At 45.8% G+C, this 20316-nt stretch carries 16 protein-coding genes; 14 read left to right on the forward strand and 2 right to left on the reverse strand.

Going from position 1 to position 20316, the window contains the following annotated elements; all coding sequences use genetic code 11:
- Complete coding sequence (locus tag C161_RS13225) at positions 1–1221, reverse strand: MFS transporter (RefSeq protein ID WP_036670659.1); 1221 nt, start codon at positions 1219–1221, stop codon at positions 1–3.
- A gap of 285 nt (positions 1222–1506) precedes the next feature.
- On the opposite strand from C161_RS13225, the gene C161_RS13230 reads away from it, so the two are divergent.
- The gene (locus C161_RS13230) at positions 1507–2088 is read left to right on the forward strand and encodes a TetR/AcrR family transcriptional regulator (protein ID WP_036670661.1); all 582 of its coding nucleotides are present in this window, start codon (positions 1507–1509) and stop codon (positions 2086–2088) included.
- A gap of 80 nt (positions 2089–2168) precedes the next feature.
- Complete coding sequence (locus tag C161_RS13235) at positions 2169–3137, forward strand: D-2-hydroxyacid dehydrogenase family protein (protein WP_036670662.1); 969 nt, start codon at positions 2169–2171, stop codon at positions 3135–3137.
- 177 nt (positions 3138–3314) lie between these two features.
- Here C161_RS13235 and C161_RS13240 read toward each other — a convergent pair whose 3' ends face one another.
- Positions 3315–4352, reverse strand: a complete 1038-nt coding sequence (locus tag C161_RS13240) for a LacI family DNA-binding transcriptional regulator (protein ID WP_036670663.1) — start codon at positions 4350–4352, stop codon at positions 3315–3317.
- A gap of 386 nt (positions 4353–4738) precedes the next feature.
- Here C161_RS13240 and C161_RS13245 point away from each other — a divergent pair, with 386 nt between their 5' ends.
- From C161_RS13245 to C161_RS13300, 12 genes are all read left to right on the forward strand, one after another.
- On the forward strand, positions 4739–5788 hold the full coding sequence (locus C161_RS13245; protein ID WP_036670664.1) for a 2,3-butanediol dehydrogenase: 1050 nt from the start codon (positions 4739–4741) through the stop codon (positions 5786–5788).
- Between the two features lie 180 nt (positions 5789–5968).
- Positions 5969–7282, forward strand: coding sequence for a hypothetical protein (locus C161_RS13250; RefSeq protein ID WP_036670665.1), 1314 nt, complete (start codon positions 5969–5971; stop codon positions 7280–7282).
- Between the two features lie 332 nt (positions 7283–7614).
- The gene (locus tag C161_RS13255) at positions 7615–8718 is read left to right on the forward strand and encodes an NADH:flavin oxidoreductase (protein WP_036670667.1); all 1104 of its coding nucleotides are present in this window, start codon (positions 7615–7617) and stop codon (positions 8716–8718) included.
- A gap of 398 nt (positions 8719–9116) precedes the next feature.
- Positions 9117–10457, forward strand: coding sequence for a beta-N-acetylhexosaminidase (gene nagZ / locus C161_RS13260; RefSeq protein WP_235193802.1), 1341 nt, complete (start codon positions 9117–9119; stop codon positions 10455–10457).
- Positions 10458–10498: 41 nt separating this feature from the next.
- Entirely contained in the window at positions 10499–11203 is a 705-nt protein-coding gene (locus C161_RS13265) for a response regulator transcription factor (protein WP_036608604.1), read from the forward strand.
- A complete protein-coding gene (locus C161_RS13270) occupies positions 11200–12183 on the forward strand; it encodes a sensor histidine kinase (protein ID WP_081745893.1) in 984 nt (327 codons plus the stop codon). The genes C161_RS13265 and C161_RS13270 overlap by 4 nt, the downstream gene beginning before the upstream one ends.
- Positions 12184–12490: 307 nt before the next feature.
- A complete protein-coding gene (locus tag C161_RS13275; protein WP_036608600.1) occupies positions 12491–13261 on the forward strand; it encodes an ABC transporter ATP-binding protein in 771 nt (256 codons plus the stop codon).
- Positions 13236–15194: an ABC transporter permease gene (locus C161_RS13280; RefSeq protein WP_036670669.1), complete on the forward strand. Its 1959-nt coding sequence runs from the start codon at positions 13236–13238 to the stop codon at positions 15192–15194. Before C161_RS13275 ends, C161_RS13280 begins: the two co-directional genes overlap by 26 nt.
- A 173-nt stretch (positions 15195–15367) precedes the next feature.
- A complete protein-coding gene (locus C161_RS13285) occupies positions 15368–16813 on the forward strand; it encodes a 4-hydroxyphenylacetate 3-hydroxylase family protein (RefSeq protein ID WP_081745892.1) in 1446 nt (481 codons plus the stop codon).
- Between the two features lie 234 nt (positions 16814–17047).
- Entirely contained in the window at positions 17048–17755 is a 708-nt protein-coding gene (locus C161_RS13290) for a response regulator transcription factor (RefSeq protein WP_036608597.1), read from the forward strand.
- The gene (locus C161_RS13295) at positions 17733–19190 is read left to right on the forward strand and encodes a sensor histidine kinase (RefSeq protein WP_036608595.1); all 1458 of its coding nucleotides are present in this window, start codon (positions 17733–17735) and stop codon (positions 19188–19190) included. Before C161_RS13290 ends, C161_RS13295 begins: the two co-directional genes overlap by 23 nt.
- Before the next feature lie 35 nt (positions 19191–19225).
- Positions 19226–20305 carry an AI-2E family transporter gene (locus C161_RS13300; protein WP_036608593.1) on the forward strand — a complete coding sequence of 360 codons (1080 nt, stop codon included), beginning with the start codon at positions 19226–19228 and terminating at the stop codon, positions 20303–20305.
- Positions 20306–20316 lie beyond the last annotated feature (11 nt).

Below are 20316 nucleotides of genomic sequence, written 5' to 3' on the forward strand. Positions count from 1 at the left end.
TCAACGATCGAGATTCCGATGCATATAACGATCGATCATCCAGAACACAAGGGCTGCTGCACTAACGCCAGCACCTAACCAGCAAACGGCTGTCCAGCCCGCCCATGCATACACTTGGGTAGAAACGATGGAGCCGGTTGCACTGCCGATGGAATAAAAGATCATATAAGCTGCCGTCAGGCGGCTCTGTGCTTCGGGGCGAACTTCGTAGATCAGGCTCTGGTTGGTAACATGTACGGCCTGCACGGCGAGATCCAGCAGGATAACACCCAGGACCAGAAACCAGAGAGAATGATGGACATAACCGATGGGCAGCCAGGACAAGAGCAGAATGACAAGGGCGACACCCGTTGTTTTCTGCCCAAGGCCCCGGTCGGCAAGTTTACCTGCACGGGCAGCAGCCAATGCTCCCGCCGCTCCAGCCAGACCGAATGCACCTATGACTGTATGAGACAGGGACAGTGGAGGGCTACTTAGTGGCAGAACCATAGAAGTCCATAAGATGCTGAAGGCTGTAAAAATCAGCATGGCTAGCACACCTCGTACTCGTAACACACGCAACTCACGGTACAGTTGCAAGACGGAACCGAGTAATTGGAAGTAGCTTTGTTTTACTTGCGGGGACTGCTGCTTTGGGAGAACAAGATATAAGGCGACAATTCCGAGTAATGTAAGGCTGGCAGAGAAGAGATATACCGATCTCCACCCGAACCAATCGTTCAGCGTACCTGCAACCGTTCGTGCAAGTAAAATGCCAATGACGATTCCGCTGGTTACCTGACCGACAATGCGACCACGTTCGGAAGGAGCTGCCAAGTGTGCAGCAAAGGCAACGAGCGTTTGCGTAATGACCGCGAGTAGACCGACGACAGCCATGCCCGTGAATAAGAGGGAGCTGGACTGTGAGGTGCCTACCAGAATTAGTGCAAGTACAGAGAAGAGCATTTGAATGATAATCAGCTTGCGACGATTTAAGAGGTCACCAAGCGGAACAAGAAGGAACAGCCCCAAGGCATAACATATTTGAGTCACTGTGATGACAATCCCAATGGATGATGGCGAGAGGCTGAATTCTTGAGCGATGGAGTCCAGTAAAGGCTGAGCATAATAGATATTGGCGACCGCAAGTCCGCTGCACACGGCAAAAAGAAGAGCAACTAACCGTGACATGGCAGGACGATCCTTATTGGATAATTGTGCATCTGGAGAAGAAGTTTGCATAAATGAATGTCACCTTTCTATTATGTACTGATCAGTATGTTATGTTTCGGAATAACCATACTTTATTTGCGTGAATTCTGTCAACAGAGAATTGGGTTAGGGTTAAACTAAAGATTTTTACCCAGAGAATATGACGACAAAATAATTATCCGATCGCTTATATTCCAGATTTTTCGATTCATTTATAGCTAAAAACTCCTTTCCGGTTATTAGGTTTTGACTTTGTAATAAGAGTGAGGTTAAAATATATAAACATACTGATCGATACATAAAGAGGTGAATTGTATGGTTAGACAACGGGAATTTGATACGGATAAAGCACTTGATGCAGCGATGCATACGTTTTGGGACAAAGGGTTCGAAGCGGCATCTTTAAATGACTTGACGACCGCAATGGGCATACAACGTCCCAGTCTGTACGCGGCTTTTGGCGATAAAAAGGAATTATTCGAAACAGCACTTCGCAGGTATACCACTCAGCATGCGGCCCAAGTCAGAGCCAGACTTCAACAGGGCTCCTCCGTGCGGGAAGCCTTTCGTGGATTGTTTGAACATATTGGAGCAGAGGGGAGTGTAACCGAGCCTAGTCACGGCTGTTTTTGCATTAATACGATGGTTGAGCTGGCTCCACATGATCCCAAATTCGCTGTCCTTACACGGGAGCATCAGATGTACCTGGGTGTTCTTTTCAAAGAAACGATAGAACGAGGGCAACAGAGCGGGGAGTTGTCTACTGACATGAACGCGAGTGCGGTCGCACAGTCCCTGGTAGTATCCATGATTGGACTGACTGTACTGATGAAATCAGGACCAGACCGCTTATTTGTAGAGCAGAGCATCCAAGTTACGCTGTCTTTGTTACATTAATAGGGAATTATTCTGTTTAAAGTGATGCGGAGTTGCTACAATATATATGAGAATTGAGCAGATATAGGAGGGGATCAGAAATGAATACGAAGTTGCGCTGTGCCGTTTTGGATGATTATCAGAACGTTGCGCTGACGTCGGCGGATTGGGGTCCGTTGATGGATCAGGTGGAGATTCAGACATTCAACAACTATATGGGCTCGGAAGAAAAAGTCATTCAGGAATTGCAGGATTTCGATATTGTGGTCCTGATGCGGGAACGTACACCGTTTCCAGAGAAGGTCATTTCGCAGCTCCCTAATCTAAAACTTCTGATTACAAGTGGTATGCGCAACGCGTCGATAGATCTAAAGGCTGCAGAGAAGAACGGGATTATTGTGTGTGGAACCGAGGGAAGCTCTAATCCGCCGACGGAGCTTACATGGGCACTGATTCTGGGGCTGTCCAGACAACTGGTTACGGAAAATAATGCACTTCGCTCCAATCGAAACTGGCAGAGCACGGTCGGGTTGGATCTGCATGGGAGAACACTTGGATTGCTTGGTTTGGGCAAGATAGGCACTCGCATGGCTGAGATCGCACAAGCATTTGGTATGAATGTGATGGCCTGGAGCGAGAATCTGACACAAGAGAAAGCTGAAAAACATGGTGTCATCTGGTCCGAGACCAAGGAGCAATTGCTTGCACAGAGCGACATCGTATCCATTCATCTGGTATTGAGTGATCGTACGCGGAATCTGATCGGACAAGCCGAATTTCAACTAATGAAATCGAGTGCGCTACTCATCAATACGTCGCGAGCGGGCATTGTTGATCAGGAAGCTATGGTGGAGGCATTGCAGCGTGGTGTGATTGCTGGTGCAGGTCTGGATGTATATGAGCAGGAACCGCTACCAGTTAACCATGTGATGCGAACATTGCCCAACGTTCTGGCCACACCGCATCTGGGTTATGTGACTCGTGGAAATTATGAGATCTATTATAATCATACCGTAGAGAATATAGCGATGTTCCTGAAGGGAACACCGATCAGGCAACTGCTTTCTTAGAATGAACGTATGCGGAGTATGACTCTGCTATAGTTATATAGAATCAACGACAAATAAGGTGCTGCCAGGAAAGAGTTAGACCTGAGCAACACCTTTTTAGTATATCTGTGTAGAAAACAAATGAAGGGACGGATGTAAAATACATTTTATCCTGGTGACCCGTCCCCCTCACCAAATTTAACTGTGTGGCCCTCGCTGGGAAGAATGAATCATGGCTACGCTTGATTCACGAACGATTAAGCGCGGTTCAAACTGGATGTGTTCGTAATCGGTCGTGCTCATCTCCCGAATTCGTTTTAACAACAGCTCAGTAGCAAGTCTGGCGACTTCTTCGCCCATAATGGACACGGAACTAATCTGAGGAGACGTGACGGTTGTCCATTGATTGTTATCCACACCCACAACAGCCACATCTTCAGGTACACGAACCCCTAACTCCTTGAACCGATTAACCAATCCGATGGCAACCATATCATTAATGGCATAGACGGCATCTGGCATATGCGTAAGTCCGTAAAAATAATCTGCAGCATTGGCACCTGTATTTAATGAAAAGTCCTCACCAAAGTAGACGAGAGAAATGTCCACATGGCCTACGGCTTGCTCATACGCACGAAAGCGTTCTTCAATAATGTCCTTCGGTGCACCGGCGTATGCGATTCGAGTCCGACCGATCTTGAACAGATGTTCCATTACCAATTTGCCTTCGGGTTGAGAAAGAGAGACGATATCTGCCTTCATGCCAGGTTCCAGTTTTTTGCCGTAATTAATCATGGAGATAGGGAGCGGCGCTTTATCAATCAGTCCGGGTAACGTTTTGGGGTACGCCAGAGGCATGAAGATCAGTCCGTCCACATGCAATTTTTTGACATTACGAATGGTTTCAAGCTCCGTTCTGGCATTGCCTGCCGTATTGATCTGCACGACATGGTACCCATGCTGCTTCGCCGTTTGCTCTACAGACCAGGAGATTTCCGGAATGATGGCGTTACGTATGTCGGGTACAACAAGCGCGATCTGGTGCGTTTGCCGGATTTTCAGACTCTGTGCCGAGGTGTTGGGTACAAACCCCAGTTCTTCAATGGCCAGCATCACTTTATCTCGTGTTTTACTGCTGATGCCTTCTGAATTGTTGATGGCCCGGGATACGGTAGCGATGCCCACGCCGGCACGCTCTGCAACGTCCTTGATCGTAAGTTTCTGTTCTTTCCTCAATGTACGGTTACCTCACTTTATCGGAAACGATTCCGAATTATTAGGAATATGTATGAACTTCACGATAGTTATATAACTTGATTATAACATTTGAACAATGAAGTATCCCGTGAATGGGCCAGATTTATGGCAATGCCTGATTAAATTTCAATGGGACTACAATAATATTTGCCATGATATATGTTAATAACAAGGATCACATCGTTTGTAATACCGCTAAGATCACTTGAATTAAAGTGCGAGCATTCTTAAGTGAACTCGATATGATCATGAAATAGACATATTAATGGAGAAATATGTTTGACAGCGTATCTAAAATGTGACATATTTAATTTACGGAAACGTTTCCGATTATATCACAAATTATGATCTGGGAGATGAAATGAATGAAAGCATTACGTTGGCATGGAGTCAAAGATTTACGTCTCGAAAATATTAATGAACCTCAGCCTGAAGAAGGAAAGGTCAAAATAAAAGTGGAATGGTGCGGTATCTGCGGCAGTGATTTGCACGAGTACACAGCAGGTCCAATCTTCATTCCCGCTCAAGCACCGCATCCGCTAACAGGGGAACAAGCGCCTATAGTTATGGGGCATGAATTCTCAGGACAGGTGGTTGAAGTAGGGGGAGGTGTTACGCGTTTCAAGGCGGGCGATCGTGTTGTGGTAGAACCCATCTATGCATGTGGACACTGCGAAGCTTGTAAACAGGGCAGATACAATCTGTGTGATCAGATGGGTTTCCTCGGACTGGCTGGAGGCGGAGGAGGATTCTCCGAGTATGTAACTGCAGCAGAAAACATGGTACATGCCATTCCGGATTCAATCTCGTATGAGCAAGGTGCGTTGGTTGAACCTTCAGCTGTAGCACTTCACGCTGTGCGCCAAAGCAAGCTGAAAGTGGGAGATACAGCAGCTGTGTTTGGCGCAGGCCCAATCGGACTACTGGTCATCGAAGCGCTTAAAGCTTCGGGAGCGTCGGATATTTATGTGGTGGAGTTATCGGATGAACGGAAAGCAAAAGCCGAAGAGCTCGGTGCCATTGTGATTGATCCAATGCAGTTTAATGTCGTGGAAGAGATCCATCAACGTACACAAGGCGGCGTTAACGTAGCCTATGAAGTAACTGGTGTTCCACGTGTTCTGCAACAAGCCATCGATTCAACACGTATTGGTGGAGAGTTGATGATCGTCAGTATTTTTGAACAGGAAGCGCCGATTCACCCGAACTCAATTGTCATGAAAGAACGTACAGTTAATGGCATTATTGGTTATCGCGATGTGTTCCCGGCGGTTATCAGTCTGATGGATAAAGGTTTCTTCCCGGCTGACAAGCTGGTGACCAAACGAATTTCGTTGGATGAAGTGGTAGAGCATGGATTTGAAGCACTGTTGAAAGAGAAAAATCAGGTTAAGATTTTGGTAAAAGCTGAATAGAAATCACAGACAGTAAGAACAAGTAGACAGCACATCAACAGATGTGTTGTCTACTTTTTTTGTATAAATAGGGCGGAATTTGTTGCATGTGCGGGTGGTTTTACATAGTATAAAAAGATACAAATTGTATCATCTTGGTGTGAAGGTATTAATGATGAAAAAATGAAGGAGGAAGCGGACATGCAGAGACATACAAAATGGACAGCCGTAATTTTGACCATTGTCGCAGGAATGAGCTGGATGCTTATCGGGAGCTCCAAGCCGAAAAACACCACCTCAACGACTCAACCCCCTGCGACGGAACGTGGGCTTGCCAAGGTGTCGAATGCACCGATCAGTTCAGCGGATGTAACATCGAAGATCGAACTGCTAGGCAGACCTTTTACCAAAACACCATATGCTAATAACGTCTGGGACATGCAACTGTACAACGGCAAGATATATTTGGGCCACGGAAATAGTAGCAATCTGGGCGTAGCTCCTAATTCAGGCCCTATTCCAGTCATTTATTATGATACAGCGAATGCAAAATTCAAGACCCAGTCGGTGACTAACAGCAACCCGAGCATCTTGCCATCAACGAAGATGTATGTGGATGAGGAACAGATTGATATCTACAGAGTACTAAACGATAAGTTATATATTCCTGGCAATGATTCGGATAGTGAACAGTGGGAACTGGGCAATTTCTATCGTCTGGATGGAGAGGTGTGGACCAAATATCGCAATTTGCCGCTGGGTGTACACGTTTACGATTTGGCATCGTATCAGGGTAAGATGTTTGCCGCGCTGGGTACGGAGTCCAAACCAACCATACTAATCTCTCATAATGAAGGTGAAACTTGGCAGAAATATGCGACTATTAATACGTTTGGTTTCCGGGCTTATACCATGTTCCATCTTAATGGCAAGTTATATGCATCTGGCATGATGTATCCTGCCAATAAAATATGGAATGACAAAACTAATATTTTGGAGATTAATGAAAATCTTGAGAAACGGGATGTTGTCATCTATGGTAACAAAATGCTACCTGGACTAACCTATCAAACGGGCACGATTCCTTATAATAAAATAGGCAAAAATGTTAACTTCAATAACAAGTTGCTCTATATAGCAGGTGGCGTGTTTAATGATGGGCAGCTGCTGCCCAAATCTTTGAATGTCATGACCGACATCAATCAGGCAAGGCGAGTTAACCTCCCGGATGCCAAGGCGCTCCCAACCGATGTGCTGTTGCGTGATGGCAAGGTGTATGTGCTTACGTATACTCGCCAAAGTGCCAATCTGTATATCAATCGGGTCTACCAATCAACCGATCTGACCACATGGAATGAGATTTTACGTTTTAACCAGGACACCTATGCCAAGTCTTTCGAAGAGAACGAGGGTGACTACTACTTTGGTCTGGGTACCGATCCGGATGTGTTATCAACTTCATCAGGTAAATTGCTTCGAGTGAATCGCAGTGATATCCCCGTGAATGCTAATTAAATCGGAAGGAAGATTATGGATTATATACTATGCTACATCCACATTATTGGTGACCGGGAAAATACTTTAAGATGTAGTAGAGTGCATGTCAGACTGCTTCGGTAGTGTGATCCAACAGAGGCTGCCGTAAGGTAGCTTTCTTTTTTTTCTATAAGAGTAGTTTGAACGCCCAACTTCGAAAATTTGAAAATAAAATTAAGAAACTATAAAATGGATAGAGAAATAATCCTAAACCAGTCAACTGGATTACACGTGTTACAATATACAAAAGCATGTCGCATTTCATGTGGATGCGGAGTTCCACACTTCCAATTGCAAAGGAGCAATGTACTATGAACGTACCTTCAGCATTATTCAAACCTTTCACCTCGGACAAGCTAACATTGTCTAATCGAATCGTTATGGCACCCATGACTCGCGGATTCTCACCGGAGGGTGTACCTGGACCAGAAGTTGCTGAATACTATCGTCGCAGAGCAGCAGGTGGAGTGGGGCTCATCATAACGGAAGGTACAGGCATTAATCATCCATCTTCGGTTAGTGGAGCGAGTATTCCATTATTCCATGGTGAAGATTCGTTGCAAGGATGGGCTAATGTAGTGAAAGCAGTACATGAAGCGGGTGGCAAAATTATGCCACAATTGTGGCATGTGGGTACAGCACGTCGTTCCGGTGACTTGCCTAACGCAGAAGCTGATCCTGTAAGTCCGTCAGGGGTTAGCATGGCAGGTGAACCATCACGTGAACCATTAACGGAAGAGGAGATTCAAGGTCTTGTACAGGCATTTGCCCAAGCGGCAGCGGATGCACAGCGAATCGGGTTTGACGGCATTGAACTGCACGGAGCCCATGGATACCTGATTGACCAATTCTTCTGGGAGCAGACGAATCGACGGACCGACAATTATGGTGGTGATTTGGTACGGCGAACTCAATTTGCAGTTGAAGTGATTGAAGCTTGTCGTGCGGCGGTTGGTCCTGATTTCCCAATTGTGCTCCGGTTCTCCCAATGGAAGATGGGGAATTATGAGGCACGTCTGGTGGAGACGCCAGAACAATTGGAGCAATTCTTGGCCCCACTTAGTGCTGCTGGCGTGGATATATTCCATTGCTCTACACGCCGGTTCTGGTTACCGGAATTCGAAGGATCTGAGCTGAATCTTGCGGGTTGGACGCAAAAAATAACGGGTAAACCAGCCATTTCCGTTGGATCGGTAGGTCTTGAAGCTGAATTTGTAGACAGAGCAACCGAGAACCAGGGAACAGGGGATGCCCATTTGGATCAATTAAATGAGAAGTTGGAGAACAATGAATTTGACTTGATCGCCTTGGGTCGTGTTCTGCTTAGTGATCCCGAATGGCCTGCCAAAGTTCGTGAAGGTCGCATATCCGAAATCATTCCATTTACAACAGAAGTGTTGCAAACACTCCATTAATAGAAGCCTAATAACGTTTGGTGAAAGGTGAACTAACACTGAACGGCAACGATTTATAACAAAAAGTAAAACAAAAACGAACAAATAGGCCGCCTTTGGGCGGCTTTTTGATCTTCCTATACTAATAATTTCAACATATGAAAAATTCACAATAGAAAATCGTTTTCTGCACCGTTACTCCTTTTTATTCTCCACATACATCGCACACGCGCCTAGTCACAACACCATTAAGTTCCACATCTCAGGTTCCAGTGCAACCACTTTTTTTACCGCTTAAGTGTCTAAACAACGATTCAATCTTCAGTACGACTTATTTTGAAAATCCACCACCTTATGATAAGGTTAGGCCTGAACCCAAGGGTTGCCAAGATGACATTACATAAGGAGGATGAATATCCTTGCACAACTATAGGTACAACTCGAACAATAAATGGAGAAAACCACTGCATATGATGTGTCTTCTGCTGGGGATCGTTCTGCTTTTATCGGCATGTGGCCAAGCACAGAAACCTTCCTCCGCAACGGACTCGAATACCGGATCGAACGCTGGCTCCAACTCAGGGCAATCTTCCTCATTGCCGGAGCAGAATACCGCTCCACCGCAGGAAGAAGTACCAGAGGAACCGCAAGAAGAAGTCGATCCGGTGCAGGAGCAGCTTAGTTCATTAACGTTAGAAGAGAAGATTGGACAGATGATACTGGCCGGTGTTCAAGGGACAACGTTGGATGATCAAGCCAAACAGATGATTACGAATCAAAAGGTAGGGGGCATTATTTTCTATGCCAACAATGTATCAACACTCGAGGGAACAGCCAAGTTTGTGAAGTCCATCAAGGAAGCGAATCAGTCCAACCCGGTACCGATCTTCATGAGTGTGGATCAGGAGGGTGGCAAAGTCAGTCGTATGCCGGAGACGGTGGAATCCATTCCTTCCAGTAGAAAAGTAGGCGAGACGAAAGACAGCGCGCTTGCTGAAACGATGGGCGAATTGTTGGCGAGACAGGTTCAGCTTGCGGGTTTTAATGTGGACTTTGCCCCTGTGCTGGATGTGAATAGTAACCCGAAGAACCCGGTAATTGGAGATCGTTCATTCGGCAGCTCGGCAGAACTGGTGTCACGTATGGGGATTGCAGAGATGAAGGGATTACGTAGTGAAGGCATTATTCCGGTAGTGAAACATTTTCCGGGTCATGGTGATACGTCCGTAGACTCCCATCTCGATCTCCCTGTCGTGAATAAAACGGAAAAACAACTGGCCGAGCTTGAATGGATTCCGTTCCAGGCCGCAGTGAAGGAGCAGGTAGAGGCGGTCATGGTTGCACACATTTTGTTCCCGAAGCTGGACCCGGATCATCCGGCTTCCTTATCGGATGTCATTATAGGTGAACATTTGCGCGGGAAGTTCAAGTATGATGGTGTGGTCATCACAGATGACCTGAGTATGGGTGCAATCGCGAAGAACTACAAGTTGGACCAGGCAGCCCTAGCAACTGTCAAAGCTGGAAGTGACATTCTGTTGGTAGCTCACAGTTATGAGAGTGCCAAGACGATTTTTGATACGCTAATAAGTGCAGTAAAGTCAGGCAAGATCACCGAGTCCCGAATTGATGAGAGTGTATATCGTATCCTGGCATTGAAGCAACAATACAAGTTATCGGATGATCAGAAAGCTTCCGGAGACCTGAAGCAATTGAATGCAGATATTGTGGATTGGCGTAAGGAAGTCGATGCTCGATAATAAATCCTGTGTTATGATTTTGCCAGAGGTGAGATCCAATAATGTATACCATTATGATAATAGAGGACGATCCCAAGATTGCGGGATTATTGAAATCACATATTGAACGCTACGGGGACCGGGCCGTTCTGGTCGAGGATTTTGAGATGATTGTACAACAGTTTGAGCAGGTACAGCCACATGTGGTACTTCTGGATATCAACTTGCCCAGTTACGATGGTTTCTATTGGTGCCGCCAGATTCGTACGCTGTCTACATGCCCCATTTTGTTTATCTCCGCACGGAGTGGGAAGATGGATCAGGTCATGGCACTGGAGAACGGGGCGGATGATTATATTACGAAGCCATTTGAGCATGAGATTGTGATAGCAAAAATTCGAAGTCAGCTGCGCCGGGTATATGGGGACTATGCTGCACGTGACGAAGAACGCAAGGTGGAACTGGACGGTTTGGTCGTATACTTGGAAAGACTGGAGATTCAGCTTGGTGATCGCAAAGTGCAGCTGACGAAGAAGGAAACGATCTTGCTGGAAACGTTACTGCGCCGCAGTCCAAAGCTTGTGAGCAGAGAGACAATCTTGGAGAAGCTGTGGGATGACTCTTTTGTGGATGACAATACACTCAGCGTAAACGTTACTCGGGTGCGTAAACGATTAGCCGAACTTGGTATTACGGACGCACTGGAAACGGTCAGAGGTTCGGGTTACCGATTGAACAATACCTGGAAGGCCGCTTCACCATCATGAGATTGTTTATACGAGAACATCTCGCTTTAACGTGCTGGGTTATTGCCATCTTGTTCACCGTTGTTGCGGTGTTCTGGTATGACGGTTACAACGATTGGGTCACGGCTGCTTATGCCGTAGCGCTGGGATTGTTTTTATACATCGGATATTTGGTGTATCGTTATTATTCACATCGCTCCTTTTATACCCGGATGTCACGGTCGATGGATTCGCTGAAGGAATTTGTACCATTGAACGAAACAAGTCCTTTATCACTGGCGCTGGAGAAGTTGTTGGATTCACAATACGGCCAGTATCATGCTCATCTTCATCGGCTGGAACAACGGCAGCAAGAATATCTGACATTCATGAACCAATGGGTCCATCAGATGAAGACACCGTTATCCGTTATTGAGTTGACCGTGGAAGGTCAGGAAGATGATGATCCTCGGCTCGTAAGCATTCGGGAGGAAGCGGACCAGATGAGGCGAGGTTTGGAGACTGTGCTGTATGTGGCCAGGTTGGATACCTTCGAACAGGATTTCAGTGTGGAACCTGTGATACTGAGGACCGCTGGGGAAGAGGCGATCCATGAGCTGAAACGGTTCTTCATCCGCAATCACGTCTATCCAGAGATACATATAGATCCTGCGCTGGTTGTGCAATCCGATGCCAAGTGGATTCGGTTTGTCCTGGTACAGTTACTGTCGAACGCAATCAAATACTCCGCGGGCAGCGGGCAAAAGATCTATGTGCGTGCGTATGAAGCCGAACGCTCCATCATACTGGAAGTGCAGGATCAGGGCATCGGAATTCCGAAGTCTGATCTAAACCGGGTATTCCAGCCTTTCTTCACCGGGGAGAACGGGCGGCATTTCAAAGAGTCCACAGGCATGGGGCTGTATATTGCCAAAGAAGTGTTGACACGGATGAATCATAGGATTGATCTTGAATCTGTGTACGGCGAAGGAACGACTGTCCGAATTACATTCAACTCCTGAAGTGACAGATTGAGGTGAGATTGGGACATAAGGTGTGTATTTTTAAGAAGTGTGAGTGGAGTATGAATTACAGTGTGAGTGTATGTATAGACGTCTATTGCCTGATCGGGGCGAAGGCGTCTTTTTGATTTTCATGATGCAACCTTACAACATTGTCATGTTGATGAAAGGTTAAACCATAGGAGAATGGCCGAAACTTCGATAGACTGTAGTCATAAGAGTACAGGAAAGGCCACGCACAATACACATGCACATAGCATGAATGTAACTTGATTTTGAATTCATATATCACTAAGGAGTTGTAACCATGGAGATTTGTTCTGTGAAACAGATCAGTAAAATCTACAAAGGCATCGTATCTTATGAAGCGTTATCAGGTATTGACCTCAGTATTCAGGAAGGTGAGTTTGTTGGCATCATGGGACCATCGGGTAGTGGCAAAACAACGCTGCTGAACATGATCTCAACCATTGATCACCCAACATCAGGCGAACTGCGGATTGCAGGAAAGAATCCGTTTGAATTGAATCAGGACGAACTCGCGCTGTTCCGGCGCAAAGAGCTTGGATTTGTTTTTCAATCGTTCAATCTGTTAAATACACTGACAGTCAAGGAAAACATTGTGCTGCCACTGACTCTTGACGGTGTTTCGCTAGCAGAGATGAACACACGTGTCGAACAGCTGGCAAGCAAGTTGGGTATCGAGGGTATTCTGAACAAACGGACATATGAGATATCAGGAGGACAGGCACAGCGTACGGCCATTGCCAGAGCGCTTATCCATTCCCCGAAGCTGATTCTGGCCGATGAGCCAACAGGCAACCTGGATTCGAAGGCGGCAAGAGATGTCATGGAGATTCTCGAAACGCGCAATCAGGAGGATCAGGCTACGATGCTGCTGGTCACTCATGATGCAGTAGCTGCAAGTTATTGCAGTCGGGTTGTCTTTATCAAGGATGGCAAACTGTATAATGAAATTCACTACGGCGATAATCGCGCAGCCTTTTACCAGAAGATTATTAATGTATTATCCCTAATGGGAGGTTCAGGACATGAATTTTCGCCAGTTCGCCATTAATAACGTTGTTCGTAACAAACGAATTTATCTGGCTCATTTTCTGAGCAGTACATTTTCCGTTATGATCTTTTTTACTTACGCATTGCTCCTGTTCCATCCTGATTTGAAAGCGGGGTTAAAGGGATCAAGTGGGACGGTTACGTTGCTTGCGAATCAGGGGTTTGTGATTGCAGAGATCATTATATTCATCTTTTCATTCCTGTTCCTGCTCTACTCCGTTGGTTCATTTCTGAAGACGCGCAAGAAGGAATTTGGTATTTTCCTGATCATAGGCATGACACGTAAACAGATGAACCGGCTCCTGTTTATGGAGAACATGTGTATCGGATTAGCCTCCATTATTACCGGGATTGGACTCGGAATTATTTTCGGCAAATTGATCCTGCTGATCTGTGGCTCCATGCTGGCTGTTGAGAACAGCCTTCGATTCTATTTTCCGCTAAAAAGCATTGCCCTGACGGCAGGTGCATTTCTGCTGCTGTTTGTTGTGATCGCGATGTCCTCGTCCTTGCTCATTCGCAAAGGAACTCTCATTGACCTTGTGAAATCAGAGGAAAAACCGAAACCGGAACCCAAAGCCTCACGTCTACTCGCCTTGTTATCCGTATTGTTGATTGGCGGGGGTTATGCAGGAGTATTCACTTTTGTATGGATAAGCTTCTCCTTTCCGTTATTATTCGCAAGTGTCGTGGTTGTTATTGCAGGTACGTACTTTCTGTTCACGCAGCTCAGTGTATACATCATTCGGGCACTGAAAAGAAATCCAAGGTTGTTTTTCCGTAAAACCAATCTGCTCTTCCTATCTGAACTTACCTATCGAATGAAAGATAACGCCATCATGTTTTTCATGGTAAGTATCATTTCAGCTTCTTCATTTACGGGAATTGGCACCATGCTTGCTATTGCTGACCCGGGGTTGTCGTCCATGTCGAATCCGTACGCATTCAGTTATATGAATAACTGGGATACTCCAAACTCCGAGCGACATATTCGGCAGATTGAAGAAACGTTGATTGATCATCAAGTTCCCTACGTGAAGGGCAGTTATGCTCCTATAGGTGAAAATAATAATGGGAAGATTATCAAACTGAGTGATTATAACCGTCTTGCGAAGGCACTGGGGTATGAAGAACGTACGTTGAAACAAATCGATGAGTCATTTATGACACCAAGCAATTTGGCGATTCGCAAGGAGTACCGTGAACAGGTTGAAAAAGGAGCCTCGGGAGGAAAGGTCAATCTGGAGGTTGATAATCAGCACATACCTGTCCAGCTATCGACACCTGGTACCGATATTGTGATTCCTTTTCAATATGAAATTTATCTCTACGTCGTAACCGACGAATTGTTTAATAAGATGAGACCTGCGTACAACGAGGAAGTTGGCATGCCTGAAGGTTTCTATTCGAGTCGAACGATACAATTTATCGTGAAAGATTGGATGGGTACACGCAGCTTTGCTCCTGAATTGATCAAATCCATTCAAGATGATCATTCCGAAAAAGGTTATTACGAGGTCAGCGCGCTTGTGGTGGATTGGCTTAATTCCAAGCAGACCAATGGCATCATTCTAATTTTGAGCGGCCTAATCGGCATTGTTTTCTTCACCTTTGCAGCAAGTTTCACGTATTTCAGACTTTACGCAGATTTAGAACGGGATGAAGCGCAGTATCGCATGATTGGCAAAATGGGACTGAGTCGTCCCGAACTCCGTAAGATCGTAACAAGGCAGCTATTGCTTATGTTCTTCCTGCCGATTCTGGTGGCGGTCATCCACAGTTCGGTTGCCTTTGTGGCGTTGCAGCAACTGGTTGATTTCTCGGTCTTTGGATACAGCCTGCGCATCTTCTTGGTGTTCGCTTCCATGCAGATTTTGTATTTTGCACTCGTACGCTGGCGGTATCTGCGTCACATGTATTCCAAATTAGTCTAAAATAGCATGGCCCAACAGACACCGGACTCTTCGCTCGGTGTCTGTTGACTTTTCTATCCCTGGCACAGTACTATTTTGTTAGATACAGAATGTATCATTACATAGTTTCTCAAGCAGTTAGAAGGATGGAGTTACAGAAATGTCAGGCCGGTGCCTGAGAGGGAGGACATATCATGAGTATCACGATGTCTCGTGGACAAGCTTACATTCAACGTTTGAATGATGAGCGGAATGTATGGCTGGACGGAGAGCGTATCCAGGTAACTGGGCATCGGGCCTTTCAGGGAACACTTCAAACCATAGAAGGATTGTTCAATCTGGTGGATGACCCGAAGACAAGGGAAACCGTGGCCTATTGGGATGAACAGACGGGAACTTACGTGCATCGCTCCTTTCTTGTGCCCCGTTCACTTCCTGACGTAAACAGCAGGGCGGATGCTTTTCGGCTGTGGGCCGATCGGACGTATGGGGTGATGAGCCGATTGTCTGATTATGCCCGATCGAGGCTGACCGGTTGGTATGCAACACGACATGAAATGACATCAAATGACCCGGCATTTGCAGACAAAATATCGGATTATTTTGCACAAGCCAAACGAAAAGATGCATTCCTGACAATTGTCCAGCGTGACCCGCAGATTAATCGTTCCTTGCCTGTTGGAGAAGATGAGGATGCCATGCTGCGAATTGTCAAAAGGAATATGGAGGGCGTAGTGATCCGCGGGGCCAAAATGGTGGCAACAGCAGCGCCTTATGCGGATGATATCATTGCTTATCCCGTTCAACGAATTCCAGGCCACCTGCCAGAGCTGGCCCATATGGTAATTGTAGCCGCGGACAGTCCGGGCTTGCACATGATGTGTCGTGAATCTTTTGCCACAAAAGATACAGATAAATCACATCCACTCAGTGCGCAGTATGATGAGATGGATGCTGTATTATTTTTTGATGATGTATTTGTGCCCTGGGAACGTGTATTACTGCACAATAACCCTGAAGCCGTATGGCAGATTCGCTGCAATACAGCTTCGGCCAGTCTGGCCTACCATCAGAGTGTCATTCGATTACACTCGAAACTGGAGTTTATTACAGCCGTGACCTCAGCCATTGCCAAGGAGATCGGGGTGGACTCCTTCCTGAATGTGCAGGAACAACTCGGAGAGCTGATCAGTCAGATGCAGACTATCGAGGGACTGATTATTGCTGCTGAAGCACAATCCAAGCCGGACCCATTTGGCAACTGGCTGCCGGAATTCAAATATATTGAAACCGCACGTAATCTGGGCAATCACTATTATCCCCGCGCGGTGGAGATTTTGAAGACCATTGCTGCGGGTGGTCTGATTCAGATTCCTTCAGGTACGTTTGAGACTAATGAAATGATGGGTTCCATGATAGGCAAATATCTTGGTGGAGTAACGATGCAAGCCCCGGAGAAGATGCGGCTCTTTCAACTTGCATGGGAGCTGACCGGAAGTCCACTCGGAGCAAGGCATGATCTATATGAACGTTTCTACGCGGGTGATCCCGTGCGCAATCGGGCGAACCAATATGTTCAGTATGACAAGGAACGTTTATTGGGGAGAGTTGAGCCGTGGCTTCGTTCGCTTAAGGACTGATCTGATGATCTAATACAAATGGTCCGAATGAAGATTGAAAAGCCTGAATGAAGAACGAAAAGCTTGAATGTAGGCTGAAAACAGCCCTTTTTTAGTTAATGCCTTGGCCTGAGCCAGGGCTCTATTTCTATTTATTTAGATTATCTTTAGAAATGATTTAGGTTGAATTAAGAGACGTAGTATATAGTAATAATGTAGAGATAGGCATAGAGTATAGGAAATGAGAGGAATAACATGAGATACACCGTATTAATTGCAGATGACGAACCAGAGATTGTTGAACTGCTTCAACTATATCTGGAGAAGGACTATACCATTAAAACTGCGGTGAATGGAGCCGAGGCATTACAATGCATACGTTCAACACAGATCGATCTGGTCATACTGGACATCATGATGCCTGTAATGGATGGATTGCAGTTGATCAAACAGATCAGAGCTACATATCACATGCCTGTACTGTTCCTATCCGCTAAAAGTCAGGATCACGATAAAATCCTTGGACTTGGACTTGGGGCAGACGATTATATAGCGAAGCCATTCAACCCGCTTGAGATTGTCGCCAGAGTAGAGGCGTTGCTCAGAAGAGTTAATCAATTTGATGCAGCGGAGATCCCCGAAGCGAAAGAACAGAATCTGGTATTAGGTGAGCTGACGCTGGATCGATCCCAATGTATCCTTTTTCGTTCAGGAAGTCCTGTAACACTGACCTCTACAGAGTATAAAATTATGGAGTTGTTGCTTGATCAACCTGGCCGAGTGTTCACCCGTAAAAAAATATACGAAGCGGTCTGGGGCGATTATTATGCGCACGAGGACAGTACTATCATGGTACATATCAGCAATATTCGGGAGAAGATCGAGCGTGACTCCAGACAACCGGAATATCTCAAAACGATAAGGGGACTGGGATACAAAATTGAAGCGCCCATGGAAAGCTAGAGAAAAGCGACTGTTGCAGACATCCCTGACTTTGGACTTCTTGCTGTTCAACTTCTTTTTGCTGTTACTGGTATTGATTGTGTACCTTATGGTTTCACTGGATGTCGTGGATTTTCGCATTTCGGATCAGGTGGTTGATCCGGATCTGAATGTTGAAGCCCACGTATATGTGGAAGAGCTGGAGAACGAATTTTATTCCGGTGGAGGTTCGGTGTCGAAAGGCAAAGACACAGAGATTCAACGTCTCAAGGACAGCGGCGGCTGGATTGAAATTCTGGATGCGAATCGCAATGTCATTCGTCATGTGGGAGACAAGCAAGATGCGTTCACGCAATACCGTGAAGCCGATCTGTATGATGGACTGGAAAATCGGAGTGACCAGGAATACTATTATTCGATCACGCCTCTCTCGACAGAAGGAGCGGCAGCGTATGTATTGCTCAAAATCCCGCGTGATCTGGTCAGCGTGCGAATTAATGATAATCAGTTGATTACCAATCTGAAACATCCATTATCCTTTTACATTATGATTGGCATCGGTTTGGTTTTATTGTTGATCTTTGTCTATAGCTATTGGGTCGCACGGAGAATCAAAAAACCACTCAGTATTCTCTCCTCGGGTCTTACGCAGATGATACAGGGAAATTATAGTACACGGATGTCGATCTCAGCCGAGAGGGAATTTGTCCAGATAGGTGAGACCTTCAACTACATGGCTGACGTTATTGAGAACACCTCTGCGGAGAAACGTTACGCCGAAGAGAGCAAACAGCGATTGATTGTAGATTTATCACATGATCTGAAGACACCGATAACATCCATACAGGGATATGCGCAGGCATTGGTGGAAGGGCGTGGAGAGGACAAGGACAGGCAGCAGAGGTATCTGGGATACATCTATAACAAGTCCGTTCAAGTTGCACGCATGATACAGAATATGCTGGAGTTGCTCAAGGTGGATTCGCCCGATTTTCGCATGCATATTCAGAGAAGAGAGATTGGAGAATTCCTGCGCGAGATTATGGCAGATACCTATGGGGAGATTGAACAGAAACAGTTTGTCCTTCATGTACTTGTTCCTGATGAGGTGATCTACGCGAGGTACGATCCGGAGCTGTTATCCAGAGTCATTCAGAATCTGATTACCAATGCTCTGTCTTATAATCCAATCGGGACCGAACTGCGGGTCGAACTCATTCCGCTTCATACCCATGTGGTGATAGAGGTGGCAGATAACGGAGTGGGCATACCTCAAGAACTATGGTCAACGATCTTTGACCCGTTTGTACGAGGGGATGAGGCGCGGACAGCGACCGGAGGCACCGGACTTGGTTTGTCCATCGCACGACGTAATACGGAGAAAATGGGCGGACGGCTGATCCTTTCCCGGCGTGGGCGAGAGACCACCGTGTTTACCATTGAGATTCCAAATTAAATAAGAGAAGAAATGTCCATGTGGGGGGAAATATTTTGTTCAAAGTAAATACGTTTGTCCGGTTCAGTATTGCACTGGCGCTGATATTGGTTAATATCTATTTATTATCACGTGTAAGCTTCATCTTTCAGCCGCTCGTCACCATGATCACGGTCATTACCGTGCCGATGATGTTGTCGGTGTTCTTTTATTATCTGCTAAGGCCGCTTGTGAATTATATGGAGAAAAAGAAAATAAATCGCACGCTAAGTATTTTGCTAATCTATCTGGTTATTGCTATTCTGGGAGTGTTCTTCATCATTGGTTTATGGCCATCGTTACGTGAGCAACTGATCAATCTGGTCGATAACGCACCAAGTTTAATTAATTCATTAAGTGACCAGCTCAGAGAGCTGGAGCAAAATGGTGCCATTCAGGCCTTGTTCCCTGAGGGCTCGACACCTTTCTCCCAGATCACGGAGTATATCAACAAAGGATTTAACTTTGTAACCAACTATGTAAGTGGATTTTTCTCACTTGTTTCCAGTTTTGCGATCATCTTGTTTACACTACCGATCCTTTTGTTCTATATGCTGTTACAAGGCGAGAAATTTGGTCGTAAATTGGCACATATCGCTCCAAAACGTTTCCAAAATGACAGCCGTGATGTTGTAATTGAGATTGATCAGGCGTTGAGTGGTTTTATCGTGGGAAGAGTTTTGGTCAATCTGGCGCTGGGTGTATTGATGTATATCGGTTTCCTCATCATTGGACTGCCGTACGCATTACTGCTCACGGTAATTGCGGTCATCATGAACTTTGTTCCGTTTATCGGAGCGATTGTGTCGTCCGTACCTATTGTGATCATGGGTCTCGTGGTATCACCATCGGTTGCCATCTGGTCTCTGATTATTATTCTTGTCGCTCAGCAGATTCAGGACAACCTGGTTGCACCGTACGTATTCGGCAAAAAGCTGGATATTCACCCGCTCACGACCATCATTCTGGTGTTGGGTGCAGGCGACCTAGGTGGAATTATTGCCATCCTGATTATTATCCCGGTTTATATGATCGTTAAAATTCTTTTGGTTCGAATCTATAACATGTTCTTTAAGGACAAATGGCAGAATGCATAGAATTTAATTAT

Source organism: Paenibacillus sp. FSL R5-192 (assembly GCF_000517845.1).
GTDB lineage: Bacteria > Bacillota > Bacilli > Paenibacillales > Paenibacillaceae > Paenibacillus > Paenibacillus amylolyticus.

What these genes read in the sequence shown, in the direction of transcription:
- C161_RS13225 (WP_036670659.1), bottom strand. Translation starts at nt 1,221, where the DNA reads ATGCAAACTTCTTCTCCAGATGCACAATTATCCAATAAGGATCGTCCT.
- C161_RS13230 (WP_036670661.1), top strand. Translation starts at nt 1,507, where the DNA reads ATGGTTAGACAACGGGAATTTGATACGGATAAAGCACTTGATGCAGCG.
- C161_RS13235 (WP_036670662.1), top strand. Translation starts at nt 2,169, where the DNA reads ATGAATACGAAGTTGCGCTGTGCCGTTTTGGATGATTATCAGAACGTT.
- C161_RS13245 (WP_036670664.1), top strand. Translation starts at nt 4,739, where the DNA reads ATGAAAGCATTACGTTGGCATGGAGTCAAAGATTTACGTCTCGAAAAT.
- C161_RS13250 (WP_036670665.1), top strand. Translation starts at nt 5,969, where the DNA reads ATGCAGAGACATACAAAATGGACAGCCGTAATTTTGACCATTGTCGCA.
- C161_RS13255 (WP_036670667.1), top strand. Translation starts at nt 7,615, where the DNA reads ATGAACGTACCTTCAGCATTATTCAAACCTTTCACCTCGGACAAGCTA.
- C161_RS13265 (WP_036608604.1), top strand. Translation starts at nt 10,499, where the DNA reads ATGTATACCATTATGATAATAGAGGACGATCCCAAGATTGCGGGATTA.
- C161_RS13270 (WP_081745893.1), top strand. Translation starts at nt 11,200, where the DNA reads ATGAGATTGTTTATACGAGAACATCTCGCTTTAACGTGCTGGGTTATT.
- C161_RS13275 (WP_036608600.1), top strand. Translation starts at nt 12,491, where the DNA reads ATGGAGATTTGTTCTGTGAAACAGATCAGTAAAATCTACAAAGGCATC.
- C161_RS13280 (WP_036670669.1), top strand. Translation starts at nt 13,236, where the DNA reads ATGAATTTTCGCCAGTTCGCCATTAATAACGTTGTTCGTAACAAACGA.
- C161_RS13285 (WP_081745892.1), top strand. Translation starts at nt 15,368, where the DNA reads ATGAGTATCACGATGTCTCGTGGACAAGCTTACATTCAACGTTTGAAT.
- C161_RS13290 (WP_036608597.1), top strand. Translation starts at nt 17,048, where the DNA reads ATGAGATACACCGTATTAATTGCAGATGACGAACCAGAGATTGTTGAA.